This window comes from Bacillus sp. 2175 (assembly GCF_057812155.1).
The window spans coordinates 4,947,717-4,972,906 of sequence record NZ_CM173819.1 but is presented as its reverse complement, the minus strand read 5'-3'; the positions used below and the strand labels follow the sequence as shown (position 1 = coordinate 4,972,906).

At 36.5% G+C, this 25,190-nt stretch carries 23 protein-coding genes; 14 read left to right on the top strand and 9 right to left on the bottom strand.

Annotated features, from left to right (window positions below; all coding sequences use genetic code 11):
* Positions 1-17: 17 nt before the first annotated feature.
* Positions 18-2,018, top strand: coding sequence for a YhgE/Pip domain-containing protein (locus ACXKY9_RS26030; protein WP_000676212.1), 2,001 nt, complete (start codon positions 18-20; stop codon positions 2,016-2,018).
* A 40-nt stretch (positions 2,019-2,058) separates the two neighbouring features.
* Here the strand turns inward: ACXKY9_RS26030 and ACXKY9_RS26025 are convergent, their stop codons facing one another.
* The 3 genes from ACXKY9_RS26025 to ACXKY9_RS26015 form a co-directional block, all read right to left on the bottom strand.
* Positions 2,059-2,439, bottom strand: coding sequence for a VOC family protein (locus ACXKY9_RS26025; protein WP_000610162.1), 381 nt, complete (start codon positions 2,437-2,439; stop codon positions 2,059-2,061).
* 39 nt (positions 2,440-2,478) lie between these two features.
* Positions 2,479-3,636, bottom strand: a complete 1,158-nt coding sequence (locus ACXKY9_RS26020) for an acyltransferase (protein ID WP_000194320.1) — start codon at positions 3,634-3,636, stop codon at positions 2,479-2,481.
* 148 nt (positions 3,637-3,784) lie between these two features.
* The gene (locus ACXKY9_RS26015; RefSeq protein ID WP_000649376.1) at positions 3,785-5,002 is read right to left on the bottom strand and encodes a dicarboxylate/amino acid:cation symporter; all 1,218 of its coding nucleotides are present in this window, start codon (positions 5,000-5,002) and stop codon (positions 3,785-3,787) included.
* Positions 5,003-5,225: 223 nt separating this feature from the next.
* On the opposite strand from ACXKY9_RS26015, the gene ACXKY9_RS26010 reads away from it, so the two are divergent.
* From ACXKY9_RS26010 to chbG, 8 genes are all read left to right on the top strand, one after another.
* Complete coding sequence (locus ACXKY9_RS26010) at positions 5,226-5,528, top strand: PTS sugar transporter subunit IIB (RefSeq protein ID WP_001023554.1); 303 nt, start codon at positions 5,226-5,228, stop codon at positions 5,526-5,528.
* Positions 5,529-5,542: 14 nt separating this feature from the next.
* Positions 5,543-6,844, top strand: a complete 1,302-nt coding sequence (gene celB, locus ACXKY9_RS26005) for a PTS cellobiose transporter subunit IIC (RefSeq protein ID WP_000617782.1) — start codon at positions 5,543-5,545, stop codon at positions 6,842-6,844.
* Positions 6,845-6,853: 9 nt separating this feature from the next.
* Positions 6,854-7,171, top strand: a complete 318-nt coding sequence (locus ACXKY9_RS26000) for a PTS sugar transporter subunit IIA (protein ID WP_000379645.1) — start codon at positions 6,854-6,856, stop codon at positions 7,169-7,171.
* A 346-nt stretch (positions 7,172-7,517) separates the two neighbouring features.
* Entirely contained in the window at positions 7,518-7,820 is a 303-nt protein-coding gene (locus ACXKY9_RS25995; protein ID WP_001023567.1) for a PTS sugar transporter subunit IIB, read from the top strand.
* A 16-nt stretch (positions 7,821-7,836) separates the two neighbouring features.
* Positions 7,837-9,144 carry a PTS cellobiose transporter subunit IIC gene (gene celB, locus ACXKY9_RS25990; RefSeq protein WP_001168848.1) on the top strand — a complete coding sequence of 436 codons (1,308 nt, stop codon included), beginning with the start codon at positions 7,837-7,839 and terminating at the stop codon, positions 9,142-9,144.
* Between the two features lie 181 nt (positions 9,145-9,325).
* Positions 9,326-9,649: a PTS lactose/cellobiose transporter subunit IIA gene (locus ACXKY9_RS25985; protein WP_000989059.1), complete on the top strand. Its 324-nt coding sequence runs from the start codon at positions 9,326-9,328 to the stop codon at positions 9,647-9,649.
* A 3-nt stretch (positions 9,650-9,652) separates the two neighbouring features.
* Positions 9,653-10,978: a 6-phospho-beta-glucosidase gene (celF, locus tag ACXKY9_RS25980; protein WP_000145762.1), complete on the top strand. Its 1,326-nt coding sequence runs from the start codon at positions 9,653-9,655 to the stop codon at positions 10,976-10,978.
* Positions 10,979-11,027: 49 nt separating this feature from the next.
* The gene (gene chbG / locus ACXKY9_RS25975; protein WP_000593487.1) at positions 11,028-11,732 is read left to right on the top strand and encodes a chitin disaccharide deacetylase; all 705 of its coding nucleotides are present in this window, start codon (positions 11,028-11,030) and stop codon (positions 11,730-11,732) included.
* 38 nt (positions 11,733-11,770) lie between these two features.
* Here the strand turns inward: chbG and ACXKY9_RS25970 are convergent, their stop codons facing one another.
* Entirely contained in the window at positions 11,771-12,952 is a 1,182-nt protein-coding gene (locus ACXKY9_RS25970) for a chromate transporter (protein ID WP_000856213.1), read from the bottom strand.
* A 187-nt stretch (positions 12,953-13,139) separates the two neighbouring features.
* Between ACXKY9_RS25970 and exsM the strand changes: the two genes are divergently transcribed.
* Entirely contained in the window at positions 13,140-13,553 is a 414-nt protein-coding gene (gene exsM / locus ACXKY9_RS25965) for an exosporium regulatory protein ExsM (protein ID WP_000207046.1), read from the top strand.
* A 304-nt stretch (positions 13,554-13,857) separates the two neighbouring features.
* Here exsM and ACXKY9_RS25960 read toward each other — a convergent pair whose 3' ends face one another.
* The 3 genes from ACXKY9_RS25960 to tagO all read right to left on the bottom strand — a co-directional run bounded on the left by ACXKY9_RS25960 (position 13,858) and on the right by tagO (position 18,648).
* On the bottom strand, positions 13,858-16,533 hold the full coding sequence (locus ACXKY9_RS25960) for a sigma-54-dependent transcriptional regulator (protein WP_000820970.1): 2,676 nt from the start codon (positions 16,531-16,533) through the stop codon (positions 13,858-13,860).
* 104 nt (positions 16,534-16,637) lie between these two features.
* Positions 16,638-17,375 (bottom strand): polysaccharide deacetylase family protein, encoded by a 738-nt coding sequence (locus ACXKY9_RS25955; RefSeq protein WP_000597152.1) that lies wholly within the window; start codon positions 17,373-17,375, stop codon positions 16,638-16,640.
* Positions 17,376-17,574: 199 nt separating this feature from the next.
* On the bottom strand, positions 17,575-18,648 hold the full coding sequence (tagO, locus tag ACXKY9_RS25950) for a UDP-N-acetylglucosamine--undecaprenyl-phosphate N-acetylglucosaminephosphotransferase TagO (RefSeq protein ID WP_000378321.1): 1,074 nt from the start codon (positions 18,646-18,648) through the stop codon (positions 17,575-17,577).
* A 532-nt stretch (positions 18,649-19,180) separates the two neighbouring features.
* Between tagO and ACXKY9_RS25945 the strand changes: the two genes are divergently transcribed.
* Positions 19,181-20,506, top strand: coding sequence for a UDP-glucose dehydrogenase family protein (locus tag ACXKY9_RS25945; protein ID WP_000704918.1), 1,326 nt, complete (start codon positions 19,181-19,183; stop codon positions 20,504-20,506).
* 74 nt (positions 20,507-20,580) lie between these two features.
* Positions 20,581-21,696 carry a non-hydrolyzing UDP-N-acetylglucosamine 2-epimerase gene (gene wecB / locus ACXKY9_RS25940; protein ID WP_000140145.1) on the top strand — a complete coding sequence of 372 codons (1,116 nt, stop codon included), beginning with the start codon at positions 20,581-20,583 and terminating at the stop codon, positions 21,694-21,696.
* A gap of 37 nt (positions 21,697-21,733) precedes the next feature.
* Here the strand turns inward: wecB and ACXKY9_RS25935 are convergent, their stop codons facing one another.
* Positions 21,734-22,858: an LCP family protein gene (locus tag ACXKY9_RS25935; protein ID WP_000392787.1), complete on the bottom strand. Its 1,125-nt coding sequence runs from the start codon at positions 22,856-22,858 to the stop codon at positions 21,734-21,736.
* Between the two features lie 82 nt (positions 22,859-22,940).
* The gene (locus ACXKY9_RS25930; RefSeq protein WP_000926665.1) at positions 22,941-23,576 is read right to left on the bottom strand and encodes a YigZ family protein; all 636 of its coding nucleotides are present in this window, start codon (positions 23,574-23,576) and stop codon (positions 22,941-22,943) included.
* Positions 23,577-23,812: 236 nt separating this feature from the next.
* On the opposite strand from ACXKY9_RS25930, the gene ACXKY9_RS25925 reads away from it, so the two are divergent.
* Both ACXKY9_RS25925 and ACXKY9_RS25920 read left to right on the top strand, forming a co-directional pair.
* Entirely contained in the window at positions 23,813-24,655 is an 843-nt protein-coding gene (locus tag ACXKY9_RS25925) for a DegV family protein (protein WP_002101558.1), read from the top strand.
* A gap of 172 nt (positions 24,656-24,827) precedes the next feature.
* Positions 24,828-25,142, top strand: a complete 315-nt coding sequence (locus ACXKY9_RS25920; RefSeq protein ID WP_000400857.1) for a winged helix-turn-helix transcriptional regulator — start codon at positions 24,828-24,830, stop codon at positions 25,140-25,142.
* Positions 25,143-25,190 lie beyond the last annotated feature (48 nt).

Below are 25,190 nucleotides of genomic sequence, written 5' to 3'. Positions count from 1 at the left end.
GAAGAGGAGTATGTTTCATGAAGGGAATTAAACTTATATTTAAAGATTGGAAAGCGATGTGGCACCATAAACATGGACGTATCGCTTTAATTTTTTTATTAATCGTTCCGTTAATTTATTCAGGATTCTTTTTAGCTGGATATTGGGATCCGTACGGAAAATTAGATAAATTACCTGTTGCGGTTGTGAATTTAGATAAGGGTGCTGCGATGGATGAAAAAACAATTCATGCAGGAGACGATTTTGTTAAAAATTTAAAAGAGAATAAGGAATTGGCTTTTCATTTCGTATCAGAAAAAAGTGCGGATGAAGGGTTAAAAGAAGATAAATATTATATGGTTGTTACGATTCCGGAAGATTTCTCTAAAAAGGTAAGTACACTTATGGATGAGAAACCAGAGCCAGCAAAGTTGCAGTACAAAGTAAATCCAGGTAAAAACTTTGTAGCGGCTCAAATTGGAACGACAGCTGTTGAAAATATGAAAACAAAAATCTCAAACAGTATTACGAAATCATATACAGAAGGTGTTTTTTCAAAGTTTCAAGATTTGGCACAAGGGTTGAGTGATGCAAGTAATGGTGCTGAGAAGTTACATGAAGGAACGACCGATGCAAAAAATGGAGCGAATCAGCTTGCGAATGGTATTGATCGTTTAAGTGACGGGACATCGAAATTGAAAGAAGGAAGTGACAAGCTTGCGTCTAGCCAATCTGCCTTAACGGGGGGAGCAAATGAGCTGAGTCAAGGAGCGACATCACTTCATAGTGGTATGGAGTTATTAGCACAAGGTGAAAAAACGTTACAATCAGGAGTTAGTGAATTAAGTGCTGGTACAAATGAATGGGTGAGCGGAAGTGAGAAGCTTGCTGAAGGGCAAGTAAAAGCGGATGGGGCGGCCAATAGTGTGAAACAACAATTAGAAGAGTACGTGAAAAATCATCCAGAAGTGCAGCAAGATCCCGCTTTTCAAAAAATTGTTGCTACGTCTAATGGACTAGCTAAAGCAACAAGTACTTTAAATAATAGCCAACAACAATTGACACAAGGTGCGAAGAAGCTAACTGATGGTCAACATAAGATTGAAGAAGGCATGAATACATTCGGATTTAAGTTAAATGAAGCTACTGCTGGAACGAAAAAGATAGCAGATGGTGCATCGAATTTGGCTGATGGATTTATGAAGTGGGGAAATGGATTTACATCCCTGCAAGAAGGTGTAAATCAGCTTGCGAGTGGTGGAACGGAGCTGAATAACGGTGCTAGTAAATTAACAAATGGACTTGTTAAACTTGATGATGGTGCGAAAGAACTTTCTACGAAATTAGGAGAGGGCGCAGAGAAGATAGCGGATGTTCGTAATGATGATGCACGCAATACGATGTTCTCAGAGCCAGTTCAGTTAGTGAAGTCAACAGTTTCTGACGTTCCTAACTACGGTTCAGGCATTGCACCATATTTCTTATCACTTGCATTTTATGTTGGCGGAATTATGGCATCGAATATTTTACCTCTTGGCCGCAGACAAAACATGAAGGTAAGCGGAACGGTACATTTTATTAATAAACTAGGATTGGTATATTTAATTGGACTCATTCAAGCGCTACTCGTAGATGTAGTTGTGCTAGGTGTTATGAAATTAGAAGTCGCAAGTGTGCCACTCTTTGTTTTATCAAGTATTGTTATTTCCTTTACGTTTATGACATTTATTCTTATGCTAGTAACAGTATTTGGTCTTGTTGGAAAGTTCTTAGCGGTAACGCTTCTTGTCCTGCAATTAGCGACGAGCGGAGGTACTTTCCCAGGAGAATTAAACATAGCTGTTCTTAGCAAAATTGGACAGTTTCTCCCAATGTCTCATTCTCTTAGAGGATTACAAGATGTTATTTCTTTAGGAGATTGGTCGCAATTACAAATGCAAATTTTAATATTGTTATGTTATCTCGTTGTTGCCGGTGGAATTGCTTGGATCACGAGTCATATACAGCATAGAGAAACGAATGCAGAACAAGTTTCTTAAAATGAAATAAGCTATCCGATTTTTTCGGATAGCTTATTTTTTATTTGCGTTCCATTACTGCAAAGTAATTATTTTCATTATCAGCAAAGTTGAATGCTCTACCAGTAGGTAAATCTACAACCTGTCCAACTGTGACATTTTTCTCAGAAAGATCTTTATATAGACGGTCTAAGTCATTTGAGAAGAACATAAGTGAAGGCGTATTTAGGTTTAGTTCAGGTTGCATCTTCGCGATTAACGCTTTATCGTGAAGGACGATGCTTGTTCCTGCTTCTTTCGCCGGTGCAATTTCAATCCAGCGGAATCCGTTTCCGTTATTTTCTTCCGCAATGATTTGGAACCCTACTTTTTCTGTCCAAAATTGTACTGTTTCGTCTTGGTTATTTACATATAGCATAATTTGTCCAACTTGATTAATCATAGGTGTCTCTCGCTTTCTTTTTATATGCGTATTATTATATCAAATATATGGCTTGAATAGTTTTTTATGATTTTTTCGTAATACAACCTTCGTCCATTTCATCTTTGTTGTAGGAGAAGGCCCTGTAATCCAAGTATGAAATGGTATTGTGCTACAAATGACCATTGTTGAAATAGAGATAATGGCCGTTAACACAAATAGTAATAGGGCATATAATATAGTATTTTCTTGCAGTGTGAATAAGGAAAGAAGTTTTGTGCATAGTTGCAAGAAGAATAAATGAGCTAAATAAGCACCATACGTGTAATTACCAATGAAACGTAACGTTTTATATAAGAAACCACGACGCTGTACTATCATAATAGATAACACATACAGTATGATAATTTCGCATACGATATATAAAAACATAGATGGTTTTAAATAGGTAGAAACAGTTAAATGAATAGAGTTTGCTCCGTAAAAACTAAACAACTCATAATTGATGAATAAAAATAAGATGAAAAATAATATTGTTATAAGCGGGATATGTTTCATGACGAATAGACGCCAAGTTTTTAGTGCTACAGCGGCAATGCCGCCCATAACGAAATAGAATGAGTAGAATAGAAATGATCGATCTGTATAATGTAAAATTGTTGAACTTGTTAATTTTTCTCCATTAAAAATATAGTGAGAAGAGAACCACATTAATAGAAAATATAGGCAAGCGAAAAAGGTCATATATTTATATATGTCTTTTTTATTTTCTGTTCGTTTTTGAAACCAATAAAAAAGTGTGCATAGTAAAGGGAACAATAAGTGAATTTGGAACATCATAATAACGTACCAAAGATGGGGAGCGGCTGTTCCGAGTAATAAACTTTTTATTCCACTTTGTAACGTAATAAGATTATTTGTTGTTAATAAGTAAAGAATAGACCAAAAGAAATAAGGAATGAGTAAGTGTATCGCTTTTTCGGAAATATATTCTTTATATACTAATTGCTTTGTATAGTGACGAATTAAGTGAAATCCAACGATAAATATGAATGCTGGTGCTGAGAATTTTGCAAGATTAAATAGCATGCCCATAATGAGGGATTGCTCAAGTAAGACATTTCCTTGATTCATTGTATATAATAAAGAACTTTGCAAAACGACAGCGAGAAATGCAATGCTTTGCAAAACTTTAAATTCTGGTGCGCTTTGTGTCATTGTGTCCATCTCCTTTTCCATACATGATTATAGTACGGAGAATGGATAAGAGGTGTGGAATATTTGTGAAGGTTTTAACAAATTTGTGGCGGAATGGATTAACAACAAAGAAAGAGGATGCTCAAAACGAGCATCCTCTTTCTATTTATTAAGCAAATTTGTTTTTGATCCAGTTCTTACCTTCTACAAGGCGAGCTGTCATTACGGCACAAGCGTTATCTGCTGTTACGTTTAACATCGTTGCAGGAGGATCAATGATTGTACTGATTGCTGCGATAATTGGCAATGCTTCTGGCGGGAAGCCATATAAAGAAACGATTAACATTTCACCAATCATACCGCCGCCTGGAATAGCGCCCATTACTGTTCCTACTAATAGAGAAACAACAAGTGCGATTGCTAATGTTTTCGGTCCTTCGAATTCCATGTTGAAAATACCGAATAAGAAAGCAATTTTTAATACGCCGCCTAAAACAGAGCCATCTTTATGAAGAGTAGAACCAAGAAGGACAACTGTTTCACGAACGTCTGAAGAAATACCCATTTTCTTTGTTGCTTCTAAGTTTGCTGGAATACTTGCGGCACTACTACAAGTTGCAAGTGATGTAACTGTAGGAGAGACCATGTTCTTCCAAAATACTTGTACACCTTGTTTGCGACCTGCAAGGTATGCATAGAATGTGAAGAATACAAAGAAATAAATGAGAGAAGCAGGATAGTATACCATTGCTGCTCGGAAGTAAGTTCCAAGAAGTTGTGGTCCGAATTCGCCAACTAATGCTGCGAAGTAAGCAGCAAGTCCGATTGGAGCGTAGTACATAATGAAAGATACAACCTTCATTGAAATCTCTGCACCAGCTTGTAGGAATGTAGCAAATGGCTTTCCTTTTTCGCCAACTGCTGAAGTTGCAATCCCCATTAAGATAGAGAAGAAAATAAGAGCTAACATATTTTCACGAGATAGTAACTTCGAGAAGTCAGATACTGTTAAAATACCGACGATTTGATCTGCAACACTAACAGCTTTGCCGGCTTTGTCAGGTTGTGTTAGTTCTAGTACAACACCTTGTGCTGGCGGGAATACTTTCACGACAATAATCATAAAAATAGCAGCTAAAATACTTGTAAATAAGAAAGTCCCAGCCATACTAGACATAATTTTACCGAAACGTTTTAATCCATCCATATTAGCAATAGACGATGCGATGCTAAAGAACACTAGAGGTACAACAATCGTAAACATTAAGTTTAAGAAAATGTCACCAAGCGGCTTTAAAGCAACTGCATCGGCACCCATGAAATAACCAATGAAACCACCAATTAGGATAGAAGATAACAAAATAAGTGGAAAGCGATATGCCTTCATAAATATATCCTCCTATCAATTAAAAAAATCATACTGAATTATTATAGCGAGTTAGCGTCCTCTTTACTAGGAGAATACGGATAAATGGAATAGCGTGAAAACGAAGAAATTTTTGTTTTTAAGCTCGGCATACAGCAGGAAATCTAGACATATATATTTGTAACCTAGTGGTGGCAAGGGATGCACCATAACTTAGGTAGAGAAAAAGGGGGAGGGAAGCGGGATGAATATTTTACTTTGCTGTGCAGCGGGAATGTCTTCCAGTTTGATTGTTACAAAGATGGAGAAAGCAGCAGAGGCAAGAGGGATAGAAGTAACAATCTGGGCAGTATCAGGTTCTGAAGTGAATAGTCATATTGATAAAGCTGATGTCCTTTTACTTGGACCGCAAGTACGTTATTTATTACCGAAAATGAAAGAACTATGTAAGGATAAAGGGATACCTGTTGATGTCATTCAATCTGTTCATTACGGACTTTGTAATGGAGAAGCTATCTTGCAAGCAGCTTTGTTAATGAAACCATGAGGAGAGTGGGATAGATGATACGGTTTTTAGAGAAGTATGTGATGCCGGTAGCAGGGAAGGTTGCAGAGCAGAGGCATTTACAAGCAATTCGAGATGGAATTATTTTAACGATGCCTTTCTTAATTATTGGATCGTTTTTCCTCATTATTAGTGCACTGCCGATACCGGGATATAACGATTTTATGGCAGGTTTGTTTGGGGAGAATTGGCAGCGAGCTTTAGGGTATCCAGTTAGTGCAACTTTTAATATAATGGCTTTAATAGCTGTTTTTGGAATCGCTTACAGACTTGGAGAGTATTATAAAGTAGATGCTTTAGCATCCGGGGCATTGTCGCTTGTGACGTTTTTACTTGCGACTCCATTTCAAGTTGCATATATTATACCAAGTACAAAAGAAAGTGTACTTGTAGAAGGCGCTATCCCAGCTGCATTAATGGGAAGCCAAGGGTTATTTGTAGCAATGATTATTGCACTTATATCTACTGAACTTTATCGGTTTATTGTACAAAAAAAGATAATTATAAAGATGCCAGAGACAGTTCCACCAGCTGTCACGCGTTCATTTGCAGCACTTGTTCCAGGATTTATTGTTGTAACAGTTATTTGGATTTTACGCTTAATTATAGAAAATACTTCTTTTGGCAGTATCCATAATATTGTAGGACAAATTTTACAGGAACCGCTTAGTGTACTTGGTGCTAGTCTTTGGGGCGCGATAATAGCAGTTATTCTCGTTCATGTTCTTTGGTCTTGTGGAATTCATGGTGCTACTATTGTTGGTGGTGTAATGAGCCCCGTTTGGTTGTCGTTAATGGATCAAAACCGAGTTGCTTTTCAAGCTGGGCAAGATGTACCAAATACGATTACGGCACAGTTTTTTGACTTATGGATTTATATGGGCGGTTCTGGTGCAACGCTTGCTCTAGTTGTCGGAATGTTACTATTTGCACGAAGTCAACAATTAAAAAGTTTAGGGAGATTGTCAATTGCACCTGGTATATTTAATATTAATGAGATGGTAACTTTTGGTATGCCGATTGTGATGAACCCACTTTTACTAATTCCATTTATATTAGTTCCAGTCGTGCTAACAATTGTTTCTTACTTTGCAATGGAATGGGGATGGGTTGCACGTCCGAGTGGGGCCGCTGTACCTTGGACGACACCTATTCTTTTTAGTGGATATTTAGGATCGGGCGGGAAAATTTCAGGTGTTATTTTGCAACTTGTTAACTTTGCGCTAGCATTCTTCATTTATTTACCGTTCTTAAAAATATGGGATAAACAAAAACTGGCGGAAGAAAAGGGGGAGTAAAGAACTACAATGGATACGATAGAGACGAAAGCTTTTCATTTAATCTTGCATGGGGGAAACGCGAGAAGTTGTTCAATGGAAGCAATTGATTGTGCGAAGCGTGGGGAGTTTACAGAAGCTGAAGCTAAATTACAAGAAGCACTAGAGGAATTAAAGGAGGCGCACCGCGTACAAACGGAGCTTATCCAGAAAGAGGCTGGTGGCGAAAAGACCGAAGTTACTCTTTTAATGGTACACGCGCAAGACCATTTAATGAATGCAATTACGGTGAAAGAATTAGCGAGTGAGTTTGTAGAGTTATATAGGAAGATGTCGGTGGATGAATGAACCTTGCTTATGCAAGGTTTTTTTATTTCACTAAATAGTGGGTTAAAATAATGAATTATTTTTCATTGAAAAAGTTTTTTTAGTGTTTTTTCATATTAAACACAACTAGACGACTAAACACTAATCTATTTTCATACAGTTATGTGTTAAAAGCGTGTTGTTTTATAACACACTGTGTATTTTTTGGACGACACACTAATTGAAAGCGTTAACACACAAAGAAAATGCTCGAAAAAGCACTGATTTTAGTGGTTTTAAAAAGTTGGCACGCTAATTGCATTAATAAATAGCGTAAAGAAAAATAAATAAACATAAATTTTTTATACTACACAAGGGGGATTTTCAAATGAATATTTTATTATGTTGTTCAGCAGGGATGTCTACAAGTTTACTAGTTACAAAAATGGAAGCGGCTGCAAAAGCTCGCGGTCTAGAAGGCAAGATTTGGGCTGTATCTGGGGATGCAGTAAAAACGAATATCGATCAAGCAGATGTGTTATTACTAGGACCACAAGTTCGTTACATGCTCTCTTCAATGAAAACGCTTGCTGACGAGAAAAATGTTGGAATCGACGTTATCAATCCAATGCACTACGGCATGATGAATGGAGAAGCAGTTTTAGATCACGCATTAACACTTAAAAAATAATTAGGGGGGAAGCGAAATGCAAAAGTTTATTGCATTTATGGAGAAATATTTAGTTCCAGTCGCAGGTAGAATTGGATCGCAGCGCCACTTAGTTGCAATCCGTGACGGATTTATCGCAGTTATGCCTCTTATTTTAGTTGGATCATTTGCAGTACTTATAAATAACTTACCAATTGATGCTTTCCAAAACTTTATGAAGGGCACATTTGGTGACGCTTGGAAAGATGTCGGTGGCGGTATGTGGACTGGTTCCTTTGCTATACTCGCCCTCATAGTCGCAGTTGGGATAAGTTACAATTTAGCGAAATCTTACGGCGTCGATGCGTTGTCAGCAGCAATCATTACATTCGGTGCATTAATTATTATTTCTCCGACAACGCCAAAAGAAGGCGGTATTGATTTAGCGTGGACAGGGGCACAAGGTCTATTCGTTTCCATTATAGTGGCTCTTCTTGTAACAGAAGTGTTTAGATTCTTTGTTCAAAGGGATATTACAATTAAAATGCCAGATGGTGTTCCACCGGCAGTAATGAAATCATTCGCAGCGTTAGTTCCAGCATTCGTTATTTTGATTGTAACAGCAGGTATTCAATTAGCTGTGAAACTTGCGGGAACAAGCATTCATAAAATGGTATTTGAAACAATTCAATTACCATTACAAGGTTTAGCGGGTACATTACCAAGTGCAATTATTATTGCTCTACTTATTCACGTATTATGGTTCTTCGGATTACATGGTCCAAATATTATTGGGGGGATTATTGACCCAATCTATTTACCAGCATTAGAGAAAAATATGAAATTATTTAATGATGGTATGTCTGCATATGACGTACCGCATATCTTCACAAAACCATTCTTTGATGTATACGTATATATCGGGGGATCGGGTGCAACGTTAGCATTCTTAGTGGCAGTAATGCTTGTAGCGAAAAGTGCGCAGCTTCGCGGTGTAGGCCGTGTATCTATCGGTCCTGGTTTCTTTAATATTAACGAACCAGTTATTTTCGGTACGCCAATTGTATTAAACCCAACGTTAATTATCCCGTTCGTACTTACACCAGTTGTATTAGTTATTACTTCTTATACAGCAATCACTTTAGGATGGGTACCAAAAACAGTTGCGTTAGTTCCATGGACAATGCCACCAATCTTTAGTGGTTATCTTGTATCGGGCGGAAGCATCGCTGGTGCAGCACTACAAGTGGTGAACTTTGCTATTGCGGTAGTAATTTACTATCCATTCGTATTAATGTGTGACCGTACTTATGTACAGGCTGCAAAAGCTGAAACAAAAGGAAGCGACAATTCAGTATCACTTTAAAAAATATTATTCTGGCGAGTTCCTATAGCTCGTCAGAATAATTACCTTTATATCATGTTCAAAAAGATGATACTCATCTACAAGAACACCAAACTATCATTCATAAAATAATAATTTAATAGACATGTTCAAACTGAAGGGGTATTTAAATCGGTTGAACCTTATAGAGAGGGCGGTAATTATGATGACTACAGCAGAACAAATTCCATTCCAATTGATTTTAAATAGTGGTAACGCACGAAGCTTTGCGATGGAGGCACTTCAATTTGCCAAACAGGGGAAAATGGTAGAAGCAGATGAAGCGATGGTAAAGGCGAAAGAAGCGATTAATGAAGCGCATCATTTCCAAACAGAGCTCATACAATCAGAAGCAAGAGGAGAAAAAACAGAGGTTAGTGTTCTTTTAATTCACGCACAAGATCATTTAATGAATGCGATTACAGTGAAAGAATTAGCAGCAGAGTTTATCGATCTTTATAAAAAGCTTGAAGCGAAAGGGGAATAAAGCATGACTGGAATTAAAATTGCTACAATCGGCGGTGGATCTAGTTATACACCAGAGTTAATTGAAGGATTTATTAAGCGTTATGATGAGCTTCCTGTTCGTGAAATTTGGTTAGTAGATATTGAGGCAGGAAAAGAAAAGTTGGAAATAGTTGGTAACTTAGCGAAACGTATGGTGAAAAAATCAGGTTTACCAATCGAGGTACATTTAACGCTTGATCGCCGTGAGGCATTAAAAGATGCAGACTTCGTAACAACACAACTTCGCGTTGGTTTATTAGAAGCACGTGCAAAAGATGAAGCAATCCCATTAAAATATGATGTAATCGGTCAGGAAACAAATGGTCCTGGTGGTTTATTTAAAGCGTTGAGAACGATTCCTGTTATTTTAGATATTTGTAAAGATATGGAGGAGCTCTGTCCGAATGCATGGTTAATTAACTTTGCAAATCCAGCTGGTATGGTAACAGAGGCAGTTCTTCGTTATACAAATATTCAAAGAGTAGTTGGTCTATGTAACGTTCCAATCGGAATTCGTATGGGTCTTGCAAGATTACTTGAAGTAGATGCGAGTCGTGTTCACGTTGATTTCGCAGGTTTAAATCATATGGTATACGGACTAGATGTATACTTAGATGGCGTAAGTGTAATGGACCGTGTGTTAGAGCTTGTGACAGATCCAGAAAAACAAATTACGATGGAAAATATCGCAGCGCTTAACTGGGAGCCAGACTTTATTCGAGGACTTCGTGCGATTCCATGTCCATACCATCGTTACTACTACAAAACACGTGAAATGTTAGAAGAAGAAAAAGAAGCTTCTGTTGAAAAAGGTACACGTGCAGAAGTAGTAAAACAATTAGAAAATGATTTATTTGAGTTATATAAAGACCCGAATTTAGATATTAAACCACCACAATTAGAAAAACGTGGCGGAGCTTATTATAGTGATGCAGCATGTAGCTTAATTACGTCTATTTACAATAATAAAGGTGATATCCAGCCTGTTAATACACGAAACAACGGAACAATTGCAAGCTTACCACATGATTCAGCTGTTGAAGTGAACTGTATTATTACGAAAGAAGGCCCAAAACCAATTGCAGTTGGAGATCTTCCAGTACCAGTTCGCGGTTTAGTACAACAAATTAAATCATTCGAGCGCACAACAATTGAAGCTGCTGTTACAGGGGATTATCATAAGGCGCTGCTTGCTATGACAATCAATCCGCTTGTACCATCAGATAAAGTTGCAAAACAAATTTTAGATGAAATGTTGGAAGCACATAAAGAGTATCTTCCACAGTTCTTTAAAAAGGTAGAGAAGTAAAAGCGGCGCTATTTAGCCCGCTTTTTTTATTCTATTAGGAGGTATTATGATGATTAAGTTAATTGTAAATGCAGATGATTTCGGTCTTACAGAAGGTACAAATTACGGCATTATTGATGGTCATATAAATGGACTTGTAAATTCAACGACGATGATGATGAATATGCCAGGAACAGAGCATGCGGTACGCTTAGCGAAAGAGTATAACCTACTCGGAGTAGGCGTACATCTCGTATTAACAGCAGGGGAGCCACTTCTTGGAGACGTACCATCACTTGTAGGTAGCGACGGATCGTTTCATAAACAAAGTGTTGTAAGGGAAGGGAATATAAATCCAGAAGAAGTTGAGAGAGAGTGGACTGCTCAAATTGAGAAATTCCTATCTTACGGATTAACACCAACTCATTTAGATAGTCATCATCATGTACACGGATTACCGATCTTACACGATGTTCTTGAGAGATTAGCAGCTAAATATAATGTTCCAATTCGTCGTTGTGGGGAAGATAGAGCGGTGCATCCATTTTCTGATGTATTTTACAGTGACTTTTATGCGGATGGTGTGACGGAAGATTACTTTATGAAGTTAAAAGAAAGAGTACAAGGTGAACAAACGGTAGAAATTATGGTTCATCCAGCTTATATTGATCCAGAGCTTGTGAAGCGTTCTTCTTACGTAATGGATCGTGTGAAGGAATTGCGTATTTTAACAGAGAGTGAGTTGCCTGAAGGGATAGAACTTGTGAAGTTTTAATAGAAAAACGACGGCTACATCATGCCGTCGTTTTTTATTTACAAAATGGATAGAATATATCCGCCAAAAGCTCCAAGTATAACGATAACCCAAGGCGGTGCTTTCCAAAAAGCTAGTAAGCAAAAAAGAAGCGAAGCGAAAACGAAATCTGAAGCATTTATAATTGTACTCGTCCAAATGGGATCGTAAAAAGCGGCAATTAAAATACCAACAACTGCGGCGTTAACACCAAGTAGTGCGCCTTGTATGAATGATATTTTTCTCACATTGTTCCAAAATGGTAAAACACCAATAACGAGTAAGAAAGCAGGGAGGAAAATCGCAATTGTTGCGATTATTGCCCCAAGCGTCCCGTTTAACACTGCTCCTATATAAGAGGCGAATGTAAATAGTGGTCCTGGTACTGCTTGTGTTAATCCGTATCCAGCTAGGAACTGTTCTTTCGTCATCATTCCGTTTTGTACGAACTCACCTTCAAGAAGGGGCAGCACGACGTGTCCTCCTCCAAATACAAGTGCGCCAGAGCGATAGAAACTGTCAAATAAAGCGATGTAATAAGAGAACGGTCTTAATATTGGTAGCAGTAGTAATAGTCCAAAGAATAAGACGAGGCAAGAAACTGCTATCTTTTTTGAAATAGGTACTCTTATATTTTGAGATTGGCTAATTGGTTGGTTGCGATATAAAAACCAACCGATAAAGCCACATATTATAATAAGGATGACTTGTGTCCAACTACTTGGCCATAATAAGGCGATTGCGGCAGTTACAATCGCAATCGTTGCACGATTTCGATCTGGAGTTAACTTTCGCGCCATTCCCCATATGGCATGAGCGACAATAGCGACTGCTACAAGTTTTAGTCCATGAATCCAGCCAGCACTTCCAAGATCGAACTGATTAAGGAATGAGGCGAAGAAAACCAAAACAAGCACAGACGGTAAAGTGAATCCAATCCATGAAATAATAGCTCCTAATAGACCGCCCCGTAATAATCCAACCCCCATACCGACTTGACTGCTGGCAGGACCGGGAAGGAATTGACATAGTGCTACTAAATCTCCATAGCTTCGTTCATCCATCCATTTTCTTTTTTGCACGTATTCGTGGTGGAAATAGCCGAGATGAGCGACAGGACCGCCGAATGAAGTAAGTCCTAATTTAAATGAGACGAGAAAAATCTCTAATAATGTATGAAAAGTGTATTTGTTAGTTTTCAATGGAACCTCCTATAATGTTTTTCTATGTGCATTATACAAGAGACTTTCAATCTACAGGAACAATCACAATGTAAAGATTTTGTGAATCTTTTCTTTGTAATTAAAATTGAAAAAGTCATAAATGATTATGTTTAAACCATAAAGTAGTAGAAGTAGTGCTGGGAAATTTATATAAGGAGAATGCCTTATGACAACACATTTCTTTGCCAGGTTAACAGGTAAGAGGGAAGTGCCTCCTGTAAATACAGAAGCTTTTGGGGTAGCAGAGTTTATTTTTAGTGATGATTTAACGAAATTGCATTACAGAGTAATACTAAAAAATATAGAAAAGGTTACATCTTGTCAAATTCATTTAGGGAAGTCTACTCAAATTGGTCCTGTTGTTTTATATTTGTATGGTCCACTGGAGCAAGGGATTAGCTTGAACGAGGGAAGTATTACTGGTGTAGTGAATGTAGAGGATTTTGAGGGACCTTTACAAGGGAAATCATTCGTACATTTACTTCAAGAAATTATTCAAGCAAATGTATATGTTAATGTCCATACGAAATCACAAAAAAGAGGAGAAATAAGAGGGCGAGTTAGAAAAGTAAAGAAATAGAGGCAAAGGCTGTCCATATGTTGGAACAGCCTTTTCTCATTATATAAGGTGCTAGTTTTAGCAATTATTGTCGGTAAATCGATATATTTTGAAAATCGCTGATATAATCTGAGTTACGCCGATATATTTTGAAAATCGCTGATATAATCTGAGTTACGCCGATATATTTTGAAAATCGCTGATATAATCTGAGTTACGCCGATATATTTTGAAAATCGCTGATATAATCTGGGTTGCGCCGATATATTTTGAAAATCGCTGATATAACTCACGTTACGATCGATATTTTTAAAAACGGCCTCGATTAATTTTTCACAGGCTGATTTTTAATAAAGAAGTCCATAACATAAAATACTTCGTCATCAGGTATTTGTATTTCAAATGTGTTTTCAATTGGTTGCAACGCTTTTTTTACTTTCATATACATCCAGTACTCATCTTGTCTTCTTTTCTCTTTATCAGGGTGAGGAAGAAGGCTTTCTCCTTTTTGAAGACGGTCAACCATACAGCTCATATGCAGAATAACACCCATTAAGCTATCAGGAGTTAGCTGTAAGGAAATTAATTCCTGAATTGTATTTAATGCGTAACGAATTGTTTTGATAAGTAATGCTCCATCGTTACGCTGCATTTGTTGTTCAAGAATATCCGCCATTTTTGCATATGTTTCTTCATACGTAATTAATTCTTGAATTGGCTGAATCGCTGTGTAGTTTACGATGTCTTGGAAATGATATGTTAAGCATGGTACTTGCACATCGAAATTCGTGACAATACAAATGATGTTACGCTCTTTTTTTATGTTCTCAATCATTTTCGTTAAATCTTTTTCATGGACGATACTAATTGGAATAATTTCAATTAAGTCTTTATCAAATCGTAAATAGTTCTCTAACATTTTTTGAATAGCTAAAGCACTTCCTTCACCAGTTAAGCAAGCTGTTAAAATAACAGATTTCATTGGAGAGAGAGGTTTTTTCTTTTCTTCTTGTACGTTTAAGTAAAATGGTGTTAAATTTTTTACTGTTTCATACAGCGCATCTAATGAATAACCGAGCTGAGCTTTTCGAGCTGCTTCTAGTGCGTGTGGTGTGCTCGTCATCGAGAGAACACGTACAGGGATTTTGAACTCCGTTTCTAATATGTCACCGATATAAGCAAGTGACCCCATATCGACAAGTAAGAGAAGCCCATTTACATTTTGTAGTGTTTTCATATACACTTTCACACGTTCCAAGAAATCTTTCGGTGATTCGTGTAACGGCATATCAATACCGGTTACTTCCTCAATGCCGAGAAGTTCGTTTGCGACGTTTGCCATTTCAGTTGCGATGCCATTACCGTGTGCTAATATTAATACTTTTACTTCTGTTTGTGAGGCAGGAATTGGATCAACAACGAAGAACATTGTTAAAAAGCCAGCTTCATCAATAGGCATTGTTATTTGTAATTCTTCCTCCAGTAGTTGAATGCATTGCATAGCTACGGAAAAAGCTTCTTTATATTTCGTACGAATTTGATTTAATTGTGGGTGATGTATTTGTTTGCCGCTTTGTAAACGTTGTAGAGTTGTCTGTACATGTAAACTTAAAGCGAGAAATACTTTTTCATCAAACGTCTTAGATAAATGCTTTTCAGCAAGTTCCGCTATTTTTTCACATACGGAAACGATATTACGATCCACAATTTTAAAAACATTTTCATGGCTTGTTTTTTTTGATATTTGGTTAAAATATTGTACGAAAAAGCTTTGAACATCATTTTCTATTAGTAATTCTAATTCTTCCTCTTCAATACCACGTGCTTGAAGTTCTTCGTATTTATAATCAATATAATCGTAAATAGAAGAGCGTTTTTCATCTTCTGTTTTATGATTACTCCAACCTTCCTCACCTGTAAATACAAATGTTTCATTTGGTATTTGGTATAAGTGACGGCTCTTCCTTTCAATGAACAACCCTTCTTTCATATACCAAGGTAAATCTGAACTTGAAACATAGACAGAATCACGTTTCTTTGTGACCAAATCAGAATAGGCTTTCGCACAGGCAATTTGAACATCTGTTTTTAATTGACCAATGTTATTGGGACAATTGTAAAAGACGAAAGCACGCATTGCATTTGGGCTAACGTGAATGTCTTTTCGCAGACGAATTGCTTCATTTGTGAAAAATCGCTGTAGTAAAGCAAAGCGCTCTTTATGTGTACGCTCACGAAGTGGTGGCAGCGTAACAGTCATTGGTATACGTCTTGTAAATGTTTTTAATAAAAATGAATTTGGTTCTTCTGTTGTTGCAGTAATGATTAATACTTGTGCTTTACGTTCGTTCTCTGTTTCTCCAAGGCGGCGGTATACTCCGCGGTCAATAAAGGTGAAAAGCATTTCTTGTCCCTCTGGAGGCAGGCGATGTACTTCATCTAAGAAAAGAATTCCTTCATGTGCTTTTTCAATTAACCCTTTTTGATCACTTGCTCCTGTATAAGCTCCTTTTTTAATCCCAAATAATTGCCCGAGTAGTAACTGTGGATTATTTGCATAATCAGCACAGTTAAATACGATAAATGGTGCATCTTTTGGAAGCTGTTCAACTTCAATTGCATATTCGTGCATTAAAGAAGCAAACATAGACTTTCCGACCCCTGTTTCTCCCAGTAGTAAAGTATGCATACCGTTTGGAGGATAGAGAATAGAAGCTTTCGCTTTTTCAATTGCAATTTTAAGGCTCGTATTTTCAATTGCAAATGTATCTAATGAAGTTATGTCTTTTGAATGCGTTTCCAACGAAGTGTTCGTTTCTATGTAAAAACGAACAGGTCGCGTATTTGTTTTTAATAAACGTTTATCTTTTACAAGTTTGTTTAAATCGCTACTTACATTGGCGCGATCTAGTTGCAGAAATGTAGCGAGTTCTGATGCGGTTACACCTTCTGTATAATTGCCTTTTTGTATTGCGTTAAAAATGAGATCTATTCGTTTCATTTCTATTCACCTCGAAACTTCATCACTATTTAAAATTTTACACAAAAATGGGAAGGGTGGGAAGAGAAAAATAAAACAGCTTTAGCACATAGGCGCTAAAGCTGTTACAATCTTGTGTCTTTCCAAAAATTCACTTTGAGATGAGAAGAAGGATTATAGGGAAGAAGTTTGTATCCTTGTGACTGTAAGTAATCAATTACTTTTGGCAGTATTTGTACGGTTACACTCGAATCATGCATTAAAATGACTTCGACTTGTTCATCACTTTGATTACGTACTCTTTCGAGTATGGCAGAAGGATTGTCATAGCTTTTCCAGTCGTATGTATCGATCGTCCAATCCCACATTTTATACTGGGCCGATACAAGTGCGTCACGGTAATTCTTTTTTAAATAAGGCATACTACCATATGGAACGCGAACGAGATGTGTATTTAATTTCGTAACTTGCTGGACAATGCTTTGTGTTTGCTCCATTTCTGCAATTAAAGTGGAAGGGTCACCAGTGTAAAGGCGTTTTACATCATGTGACATGCTGTGGAGCCCGATATAATGTCCTTCTTTAATTAATCGTTGCATCGTTTTTGTGTAATGTGGCACTTTTCCGCCAATAACAAAGAAAGTTGCTTTTCCGTTCTTTTCTTTTAAGATGTTTAAAATTTGTGTAGTATATTTGTTTGGCCCGTCATCAAATGTTAAGTACGCAATTTTTTGTGTAGGAGAAGTTGTTTCAGTATTTGGATGATATTCAGCAGGAATAACAGTTGTTGCTTCAGTATTAGATGATACGTACATAGTAATCGTTAAAAATAAAATAATACATTGAAATACTCGCTTGATCATAACATTCACCCTCAGTTTGACAATCAAGATGTAAAAAAGAAAACTTGATACTTTTCTTATTATGTATAGCTTTCTCCAATAGAGGAACTCTCAAACAATCTATATTTTGGAAATATAAAATGAGAATAAAAAATAGCATCCTCTTATAAGAAAGAGGATGCTATTTGAATATTTCATAATTGAAAAGGCTATACTACAATTAGTCTTCGCGTTTTTTCACTTTTTTATAAAAGGAAATGATTGGTTTGTAGCGTTCATGTACAAGCCCGATTATTTCAGCGATGATTTCTGTGAAGAAAATCAAAGCGAAAAGAAGAATAATGGATAACCATAACGTTGCACTAGTGAAAATAATGGCATTTACACTAAAGAAAATACCGAATGCGTATATAATTAGTACCGTTTTGCGATGAGAGAATCCCATTGCAAGTAAGCGGTGATGTAAATGCGATTTATCTGGTGCTGAAATAGGTTTTTTATTTACGATACGACGGATGATTGCAAATATCGTATCAAATATAGGTACACCTAAAATGATAATTGGAACGATAAAACTGAATAACGTTACACTTTTGTATAATCCAAGTAACGATATAACAGAAATACAGTATCCTAAAAATAGTGCTCCTGTATCTCCCATGAAAATTTTTGCTGGATGGAAGTTGTAGAATAAAAATCCAATTGTACTTGCTAATATAATTAATGCAAGTGGCAAGATAATAGCTGTTCCAGTACCCCATGGGCTAGTGAAGGCCATATATGCTAGCGTTGCAAGTACGATAGATGAAATCCCAGCAGATAATCCATCTAAGCCGTCAATTAAGTTGATTGCATTCGTAATACCTACAAGCCAAAATACTGTAATTGGATAAGCAAGCCATCCAAGTTCAGTATCCCCAAGGAATGGGATATATAATACTTGCACTAATAATCCACTTTTTACAATCATCATGGCAACTAACAGTTGCCCACCGAATTTTACTCTCGCAGATAACTCGTACATATCATCTAAAATTCCGATGATTACAATGATAATCGCACCTAGCGTTATCGATAACATTCTTTGTTCATATAAGCCGCCGACAACAAATCCTACAGCTACACCAATAAATATTGCCAACCCGCCAAGACGTGGCATAATCTTTTGGTGCACTTTACGTGCGTTTGGCTTATCTGTCGCTCCTATTTTAAAAGCTAATTTAATAACTAAAGGAGTAACGACGAGTACAGTGATGAATGATGCCAAAATGGCATAAATCACTTGTGAGTCCATTAATACCCCACCCTTTATAGTCTAACGTAATTTTTTTTTGAAAATATATTTATCTGAAAATTATGATGTTTATTTACAGGCTCATAACATATGGTATCACAAAAAGATTAGAATTCAATCTTTTTTTCTTTTTACGGTTAATGGAAACGGATAGAATATATGACAATTGTATATAGAATGTTGAATCATATAAGAAGGTTAATTGTACTGGGCTTTGGAATGTAACATTTCCTCTTTTTCTTCAATAGTGAATACTTTTATTTCAGTATTATAAGTGTTGCACCTAGAAATGAGTAAGTTTCGTGTTAAAATGTGGGAATTTATCACGCGTGAACTGGCAGCCGGATTCTCACTGATTAAGTTTTACTTTATAGTGCATTTAATTTTACAAAAACTTTAAAAAAAATAAGGGAAGTAATTCATATAATGAAGAAGGAAAAGGTTTTTCTCATTTTTAATATGAGAGGAGGAAGCACAGGAAGAGTTCTATATTTCATATCTTTTCTATTGTAAATTCCTGTGCGAAAAGGAAATGAAAATTACGATAGTAGGTACTGGATATGTTGGATTGATTACAGGAGTAGGATTGGCAAAATTAGGGCATTCAGTTACATGTTTTGATATAGATGATGAAAAAATTGAACGGATAAAACAAGGGGATTTACCTATTTATGAGGCCAGATTACATGAATTAATAAATTATGCATATGAGAATAATGCTTTAACTTTTACATCAAATAAAGAAGAGGCATTTGATGATGTAGAGTTTATATTTATTGCAGTTGGAACACCACCTTTATTAGATGGGACGGCAGATTTAACGTATATTCAGAGTGCTTGTAACGATATTGGATTATATGCGACGAACGATATTATTGTTGTTACGAAAAGTACAGTTCCAGTAGGTACAAATGATGTAATGAAGGGATGGATTGAGGAGAAGTTAAAAGGGAGGCATACAGTACATATCGTATCGAATCCAGAGTTTTTGCGTGAAGGTTCAGGTATTTATGATTTCTTTCATGGAGATCGTATTGTAATTGGAGCGGATAGTGAGGAAGTAGCAAGAAGAGTAGAGAGTTTGTATAGTGAATTATGTTTAGAAACGTATGTTACAGATATTAAAAGTGCGGAGATGATTAAATACGCGTCGAATGCCTTTTTAGCTACAAAGATTAGTTTCATTAATGAAATTTCAAATATATGTGAGAAGGTAGGCGCGAATGTATTGGATGTTGCCAAAGGGATGGGAATGGATAAGAGAATCGGTGCATCTTTTTTAAATGCGGGCATTGGCTACGGAGGGTCGTGTTTTCCGAAAGATACGAAAGCACTGGTACAAATTGCGGGAAATGTTGCTCATGATTTTCGTTTGTTAAAAGCAGTTATTGAAGTAAATAATAAGCAACAGCTGCTATTGATTGAAAAAGCGAAAAAAGTTATGAACATGAATAAAAAGCGGATTGCAGTTCTTGGCGCATCCTTTAAACCGAATACGGATGATATTAGAGAGGCATCATCTCTTATTATAATAGAAGCATTAATTAATATAGGTGCAGATATTGTTCTTTATGACCCAAAAGCAATTCAATATGTAAAGAATATATTTGGAGATGCTATACAATATAGTAGATGTATAGATGAATCGATTAGAGATGCGAGTGCGGTTTTTATCGTAACAGAATGGGGAGATATTCAAACGTATCCGTTAGAAAAGTACGTACAACTTATGAGGGAGCCTATTTTATTTGATGGGAGAAATTGTTATACTGATGAAGATGTTAAGAAACAAAAGATAGATTATTACTCGGTGGGAAGAAAAAGTATTTGTAATAGAAAAGTTTCTGTTATGCGTTAAAAAGGGATGTACTCATGCATATTTTTATATGTCATAATAGAAGCTGTAATTAGTGAAAGAAAAGAGGCAATCACATGACTGAACGTTTAAAAGTAATGACAATTTTCGGGACACGTCCAGAAGCAATTAAAATGGCACCTCTTGTATTAGAGTTGCAAAAACACCCAGAAAAAATTGAATCGATTGTGACTGTAACAGCACAACATCGCCAAATGTTAGATCAAGTATTAAGTATCTTTGGAATTACGCCAGATTTCGATTTAAATATTATGAAAGACCGCCAAACTTTAATTGATGTTACAACGCGTGGTTTAGAAGGTTTGGATAAAGTAATGAAAGAAGCGAAGCCGGATATTGTACTTGTACATGGTGATACAACAACAACATTTATTGCAAGTTTAGCTGCTTTTTATAATCAAATTCCAGTAGGTCATGTTGAGGCGGGCCTTCGTACATGGGATAAGTATTCTCCATACCCAGAAGAGATGAATCGTCAATTAACAGGTGTAATGGCGGATCTTCATTTCTCACCGACAGCAAAATCAGCAACGAACTTACAGAAGGAAAATAAAGATGAGTCACGTATTTTCATTACAGGAAATACAGCGATTGACGCACTACAAACGACTGTAAAAGAAACATATAGTCATCCTGTACTAGAGAAACTTGGAAATGATCGTCTTGTACTTATGACAGCTCACCGCCGTGAAAACTTAGGTGAACCGATGCGTAATATGTTCCGTGCAATTAAGCGTCTTGTTGACAAACATGAAGATGTACAAGTTGTGTACCCTGTTCATATGAACCCTGTTGTTCGTGAAATAGCAAATGAAATTTTAGGTGAACATAACCGTATTCATTTAATTGAGCCGCTAGATGTAATTGATTTCCACAATGTTGCAGCTCGTTCATACTTAATGTTAACGGATTCTGGTGGTGTACAAGAAGAAGCTCCATCACTTGGTGTACCAGTTCTTGTTCTTCGTGATACAACAGAGCGCCCTGAAGGTATTGAAGCAGGTACGCTGAAATTAGCAGGAACAGACGAAGAGACAATCTTTGGTCTTGCTGATGAGCTGTTATCAGATAAAGAAGCTCATGATAAGATGGCGAAAGCATCTAACCCTTACGGTGATGGTCGTGCATCAGAGCGTATTGTAGAAGCAATTTTACAGCACTTTAATAAGTAAATAAAAAAGGCCCAATCGCATAGATTGGGCCTTTTTGTTACGGCTGATTGCGCATAATCCACTCTGCATGAGCATTTGTAGAAGGTGGCGGATCAGTTGGTGTTTTATTTTGGTTTGTTGCTTTTTTTGTTTGTTCGTTAGAATTAGAACTTGAATTTGAATCAGGATTTGAATTGTTTTTTGTAGTTGGGTTTTTTGCTTTTTCTCCTAATTCTTTTTCAATTTCGTTACGCACCGTTTCGACACTGATTGGATCTGGAAGGAAGTAATAAATACCGCCTATCTTTTTGTCTTCGCCTTCAAGCTTTAACGTTTGTATTGTAGAAGGATCAAATCCAGAGAGTTTATTGTAAAGAGCAAGTCCGTCTGAAATAGGAATGTCGGTTTTTATATATTTTCCAACTACAGTCGTTAAATCTTTAATTTTAAATACAGTAGAGGTGGAGTTTAGCTTTTGGGCAACAGCGGCCAGTAATTGTCTTTGTCTAGCAGCACGACCATAATCGCCATTTGGATCTTGCTTTCGCATACGGACGTAAGCAAGTGCTTCTTCACCGTTTAAGTTTTGCTGTCCTTGCTTAAATTGAATTTTTTTGTAGTAATCCACGTCAGAGCGCTCCCAAAAATCGAAGGGTACGTCAACGGTAACACCGCCAACAGCATCAACGATACCTTTAAAACCTTGGAAATCAATTTTAATATAATGGTCTACAGGAACTTTTAGAAAACCTTCTACAGTTTTGATTGCCATTTCCTCTCCACCGTAAGCATGAGCGGCATTAATTTTGTCTTCTTTTCCCTTTCCAACAATCGGAACGCGGCTATCACGAGGAATGCTCATAAGTGAAACCTTTTTAGTTTTCGGATTGACTGTTGCAAACATTAATGAGTCTGTACGACCATTTTGACCATCTGTCGCATAATCTTCTATACCCATAATGAGAATTGTAAAAGGTTCCTTTGTAATTTCTACATCTTCGTTTCTTAAATCCGATTTTTCACGAGTAAAACCACTATACATCCCCATAAGAGAAGAGTAAGAATTTAACACATAAACTCCTATGCTGCCAAATAAAAATGCGAAAATAAGGAAGAAGAAAAGTTTCCTTCTTCGCTTCTTTTTTATTCTGCTATTTTGGAGATGATAATAACGTTCTTCCATATATAATCTCCTTAGTTCGTTAGTTCATTTGTAGGGAAGTAATTCACTACATTAATCTTTGAAGGTGATAAATGGGTTATTCTTAGATAACATCTTGTTCTAAGTACAACATATCTCCTTCTGTAATTGTACATTTCCCGTTTGTTAATTCAATCATCCAATCTGTAAATGCTTGTTTGCCGTCTTCTTCTACATACGTATCAAATGTGACATTTTCTAGATAATGAATATCTTTAATGGCATATTTTGAATTGCGTAATTCATTTTCCACTTTGCCAAGTAATGTGTAATCAATCTCGGTTTGCATCACACGCATTAGTTTTCGCTGAACAACACCGACATGATTAATGCCTTCGCTTGTACACTTTCCATATGCACGAATTAATCCACCTGCGCCAAGTTTAATGCCACCAAAATAGCGTGTTACGACAACAACGGTATCTTTTAGTCCACGTTTTTTAAGTACCTCTAGCATTGGTACGCCAGCTGTACCGCTAGGCTCGCCGTCATCATTTGCTTTTTGAATATGATCTTGTTCGCCAATTAAATAAGCGGAACAATTATGTGTTGCATTCCAATGTTGTTTTTTTATTTTTTGTATAAATTCTTGAGCCTCTTCCTCAGTCGTTGCTCGGCTAATATAACAAATAAATCTTGATTTTTGAATGACGATTTCGTGTTCGCCGTAGTCTTTGATTGTAAAATATTGTAATAGCAATTGTGTACGCCCCTATCTATCAAAATGACTAGTACTTTCCATTTTAAAAGCGAGCCTTTTTATATTCAAACATTTTTTCTAAATATGCTGAAGTTTTTGGTGAGTATTTTATCTTTTTGTTGTAATTTGTCGAGATGGTAGGTATAATTTCAACCGGCATTTTCATGTATGGATGCACCATTTGTAGTTTTCGTGTAAAATTAGGAAATAAAACTTTTTATAAGGCAGGTACGAAAATGAAAATAGCTATTGTTACTGATAGTACGGCATATATACCGAAGCAAATTCGTGATGAACTCAATATATATATGATTCCATTAAACGTTGTGTTTGGAACAGAATCTTATCAAGAAGAAGCTGAAATTTCAGCAGATGATTTTTATGTGAAAGTACGTGAACAAGAGGAACTTCCAAAAACTTCTCAACCAGCAATCGGAAAGTTTGTTGAGCTATATGAAGAACTAGCTAAAGATTATGATGCAGTTATTAGTATTCACCTATCAAGTGGAATTAGTGGTACATATCAAACATCAACGACAGCTGGACAGATGGTAGAAGGTATTGATGTATACACGTATGACTCTGAAATTAGTTGTGAAGTACAAGGATTTTATGTGCGTGAAGGTGCAAAGTTAGCAAGTGAAGGAAAGAATCCAAAAGAGATTATCGCTCGTTTTGATGAAATGAAGAAAACGATGGACGCCTATTTTGTAGTTGATGATTTACATCATTTACAACGTGGTGGTCGATTAAATAGCGCGCAAGCTTTCATCGGTAGTCTGTTACAAGTGAAGCCAGTTTTATATTTTAGAGATAAAATCATTATTGCGTTTGAAAAGATTCGTACACGTAAAAAAGCATTAAAACGTATCATTGAAATTTTTGATGAGCAAGCAAGTAAAGGTGTACCTATGGAAGCAGTTATCATTCATGCGCAACGTGAAGAGGAAGCGAATGAATGGAAGAAAGAATTAGAAGCAAAATATCCTCACGTCACAATTCGTACAGGTTATTTTGGGGCTGTAATTGGTACGCACTTAGGTGAAGGTGCATTAGGTCTTGGATGGTATACGAAGTAATAAAGATATAAAAAGCTCTCTTTTTAAGAGGGTTTTTTTACGGGTATGTTACGTTTAGTTGACAAGTTAATATTTGGAAATGGTAAAATGTACGTAAAATAAAATAATGAGGAAAGTTTTATAACTTACTTTTTACAAGAAACTATATTATAATGGAAGAGAGGTGAAACATATGGAGCATAATTCTTGTTTATGTCCAAAGTTTGAGTCAGCTTTTACTCTGCTTAGTAAGAAGTGGACTGGCTTAATTATTAAATCTTTGCTTGAAGAGTCGAAACGTTTTAGAGAAATCGCAGATATTATCCCAAATATGAGCGATCGTATGTTGTCAGAGCGTTTGAAGGAATTGGAAAGCGAGGGCATTGTAGTTCGTAATGTCTATCCAGAAGTACCAGTTCGAATCGAGTATGGCTTAACTGACAAGGGAAAAGCGTTAGAAAGTGTTATGGATGAGGTCCAAAATTGGGCTGAGAAATGGATGAAGTAGCATTTCATCTGTATTCGTATATTTAATAAAACGTAAGGAATTCCTTAC

Excerpts from the sequence above, each read along its gene's own strand:
- ACXKY9_RS26030 (WP_000676212.1), top strand. The coding sequence starts at position 18 with ATGAAGGGAATTAAACTTATATTTAAAGATTGGAAAGCGATGTGGCAC.
- ACXKY9_RS26025 (WP_000610162.1), bottom strand. The coding sequence starts at position 2,439 with ATGATTAATCAAGTTGGACAAATTATGCTATATGTAAATAACCAAGAC.
- ACXKY9_RS26020 (WP_000194320.1), bottom strand. The coding sequence starts at position 3,636 with ATGACACAAAGCGCACCAGAATTTAAAGTTTTGCAAAGCATTGCATTT.
- ACXKY9_RS26015 (WP_000649376.1), bottom strand. The coding sequence starts at position 5,002 with ATGAAGGCATATCGCTTTCCACTTATTTTGTTATCTTCTATCCTAATT.
- ACXKY9_RS26010 (WP_001023554.1), top strand. The coding sequence starts at position 5,226 with ATGAATATTTTACTTTGCTGTGCAGCGGGAATGTCTTCCAGTTTGATT.
- celB (WP_000617782.1), top strand. The coding sequence starts at position 5,543 with ATGATACGGTTTTTAGAGAAGTATGTGATGCCGGTAGCAGGGAAGGTT.
- ACXKY9_RS26000 (WP_000379645.1), top strand. The coding sequence starts at position 6,854 with ATGGATACGATAGAGACGAAAGCTTTTCATTTAATCTTGCATGGGGGA.
- ACXKY9_RS25995 (WP_001023567.1), top strand. The coding sequence starts at position 7,518 with ATGAATATTTTATTATGTTGTTCAGCAGGGATGTCTACAAGTTTACTA.
- celB (WP_001168848.1), top strand. The coding sequence starts at position 7,837 with ATGCAAAAGTTTATTGCATTTATGGAGAAATATTTAGTTCCAGTCGCA.
- ACXKY9_RS25985 (WP_000989059.1), top strand. The coding sequence starts at position 9,326 with ATGATGACTACAGCAGAACAAATTCCATTCCAATTGATTTTAAATAGT.
- celF (WP_000145762.1), top strand. The coding sequence starts at position 9,653 with ATGACTGGAATTAAAATTGCTACAATCGGCGGTGGATCTAGTTATACA.
- chbG (WP_000593487.1), top strand. The coding sequence starts at position 11,028 with ATGATTAAGTTAATTGTAAATGCAGATGATTTCGGTCTTACAGAAGGT.
- exsM (WP_000207046.1), top strand. The coding sequence starts at position 13,140 with ATGACAACACATTTCTTTGCCAGGTTAACAGGTAAGAGGGAAGTGCCT.
- ACXKY9_RS25960 (WP_000820970.1), bottom strand. The coding sequence starts at position 16,533 with ATGAAACGAATAGATCTCATTTTTAACGCAATACAAAAAGGCAATTAT.
- ACXKY9_RS25955 (WP_000597152.1), bottom strand. The coding sequence starts at position 17,375 with ATGATCAAGCGAGTATTTCAATGTATTATTTTATTTTTAACGATTACT.
- tagO (WP_000378321.1), bottom strand. The coding sequence starts at position 18,648 with ATGGACTCACAAGTGATTTATGCCATTTTGGCATCATTCATCACTGTA.
- ACXKY9_RS25945 (WP_000704918.1), top strand. The coding sequence starts at position 19,181 with ATGAAAATTACGATAGTAGGTACTGGATATGTTGGATTGATTACAGGA.
- wecB (WP_000140145.1), top strand. The coding sequence starts at position 20,581 with ATGACTGAACGTTTAAAAGTAATGACAATTTTCGGGACACGTCCAGAA.
- ACXKY9_RS25935 (WP_000392787.1), bottom strand. The coding sequence starts at position 22,858 with ATGGAAGAACGTTATTATCATCTCCAAAATAGCAGAATAAAAAAGAAG.
- ACXKY9_RS25925 (WP_002101558.1), top strand. The coding sequence starts at position 23,813 with ATGAAAATAGCTATTGTTACTGATAGTACGGCATATATACCGAAGCAA.
- ACXKY9_RS25920 (WP_000400857.1), top strand. The coding sequence starts at position 24,828 with ATGGAGCATAATTCTTGTTTATGTCCAAAGTTTGAGTCAGCTTTTACT.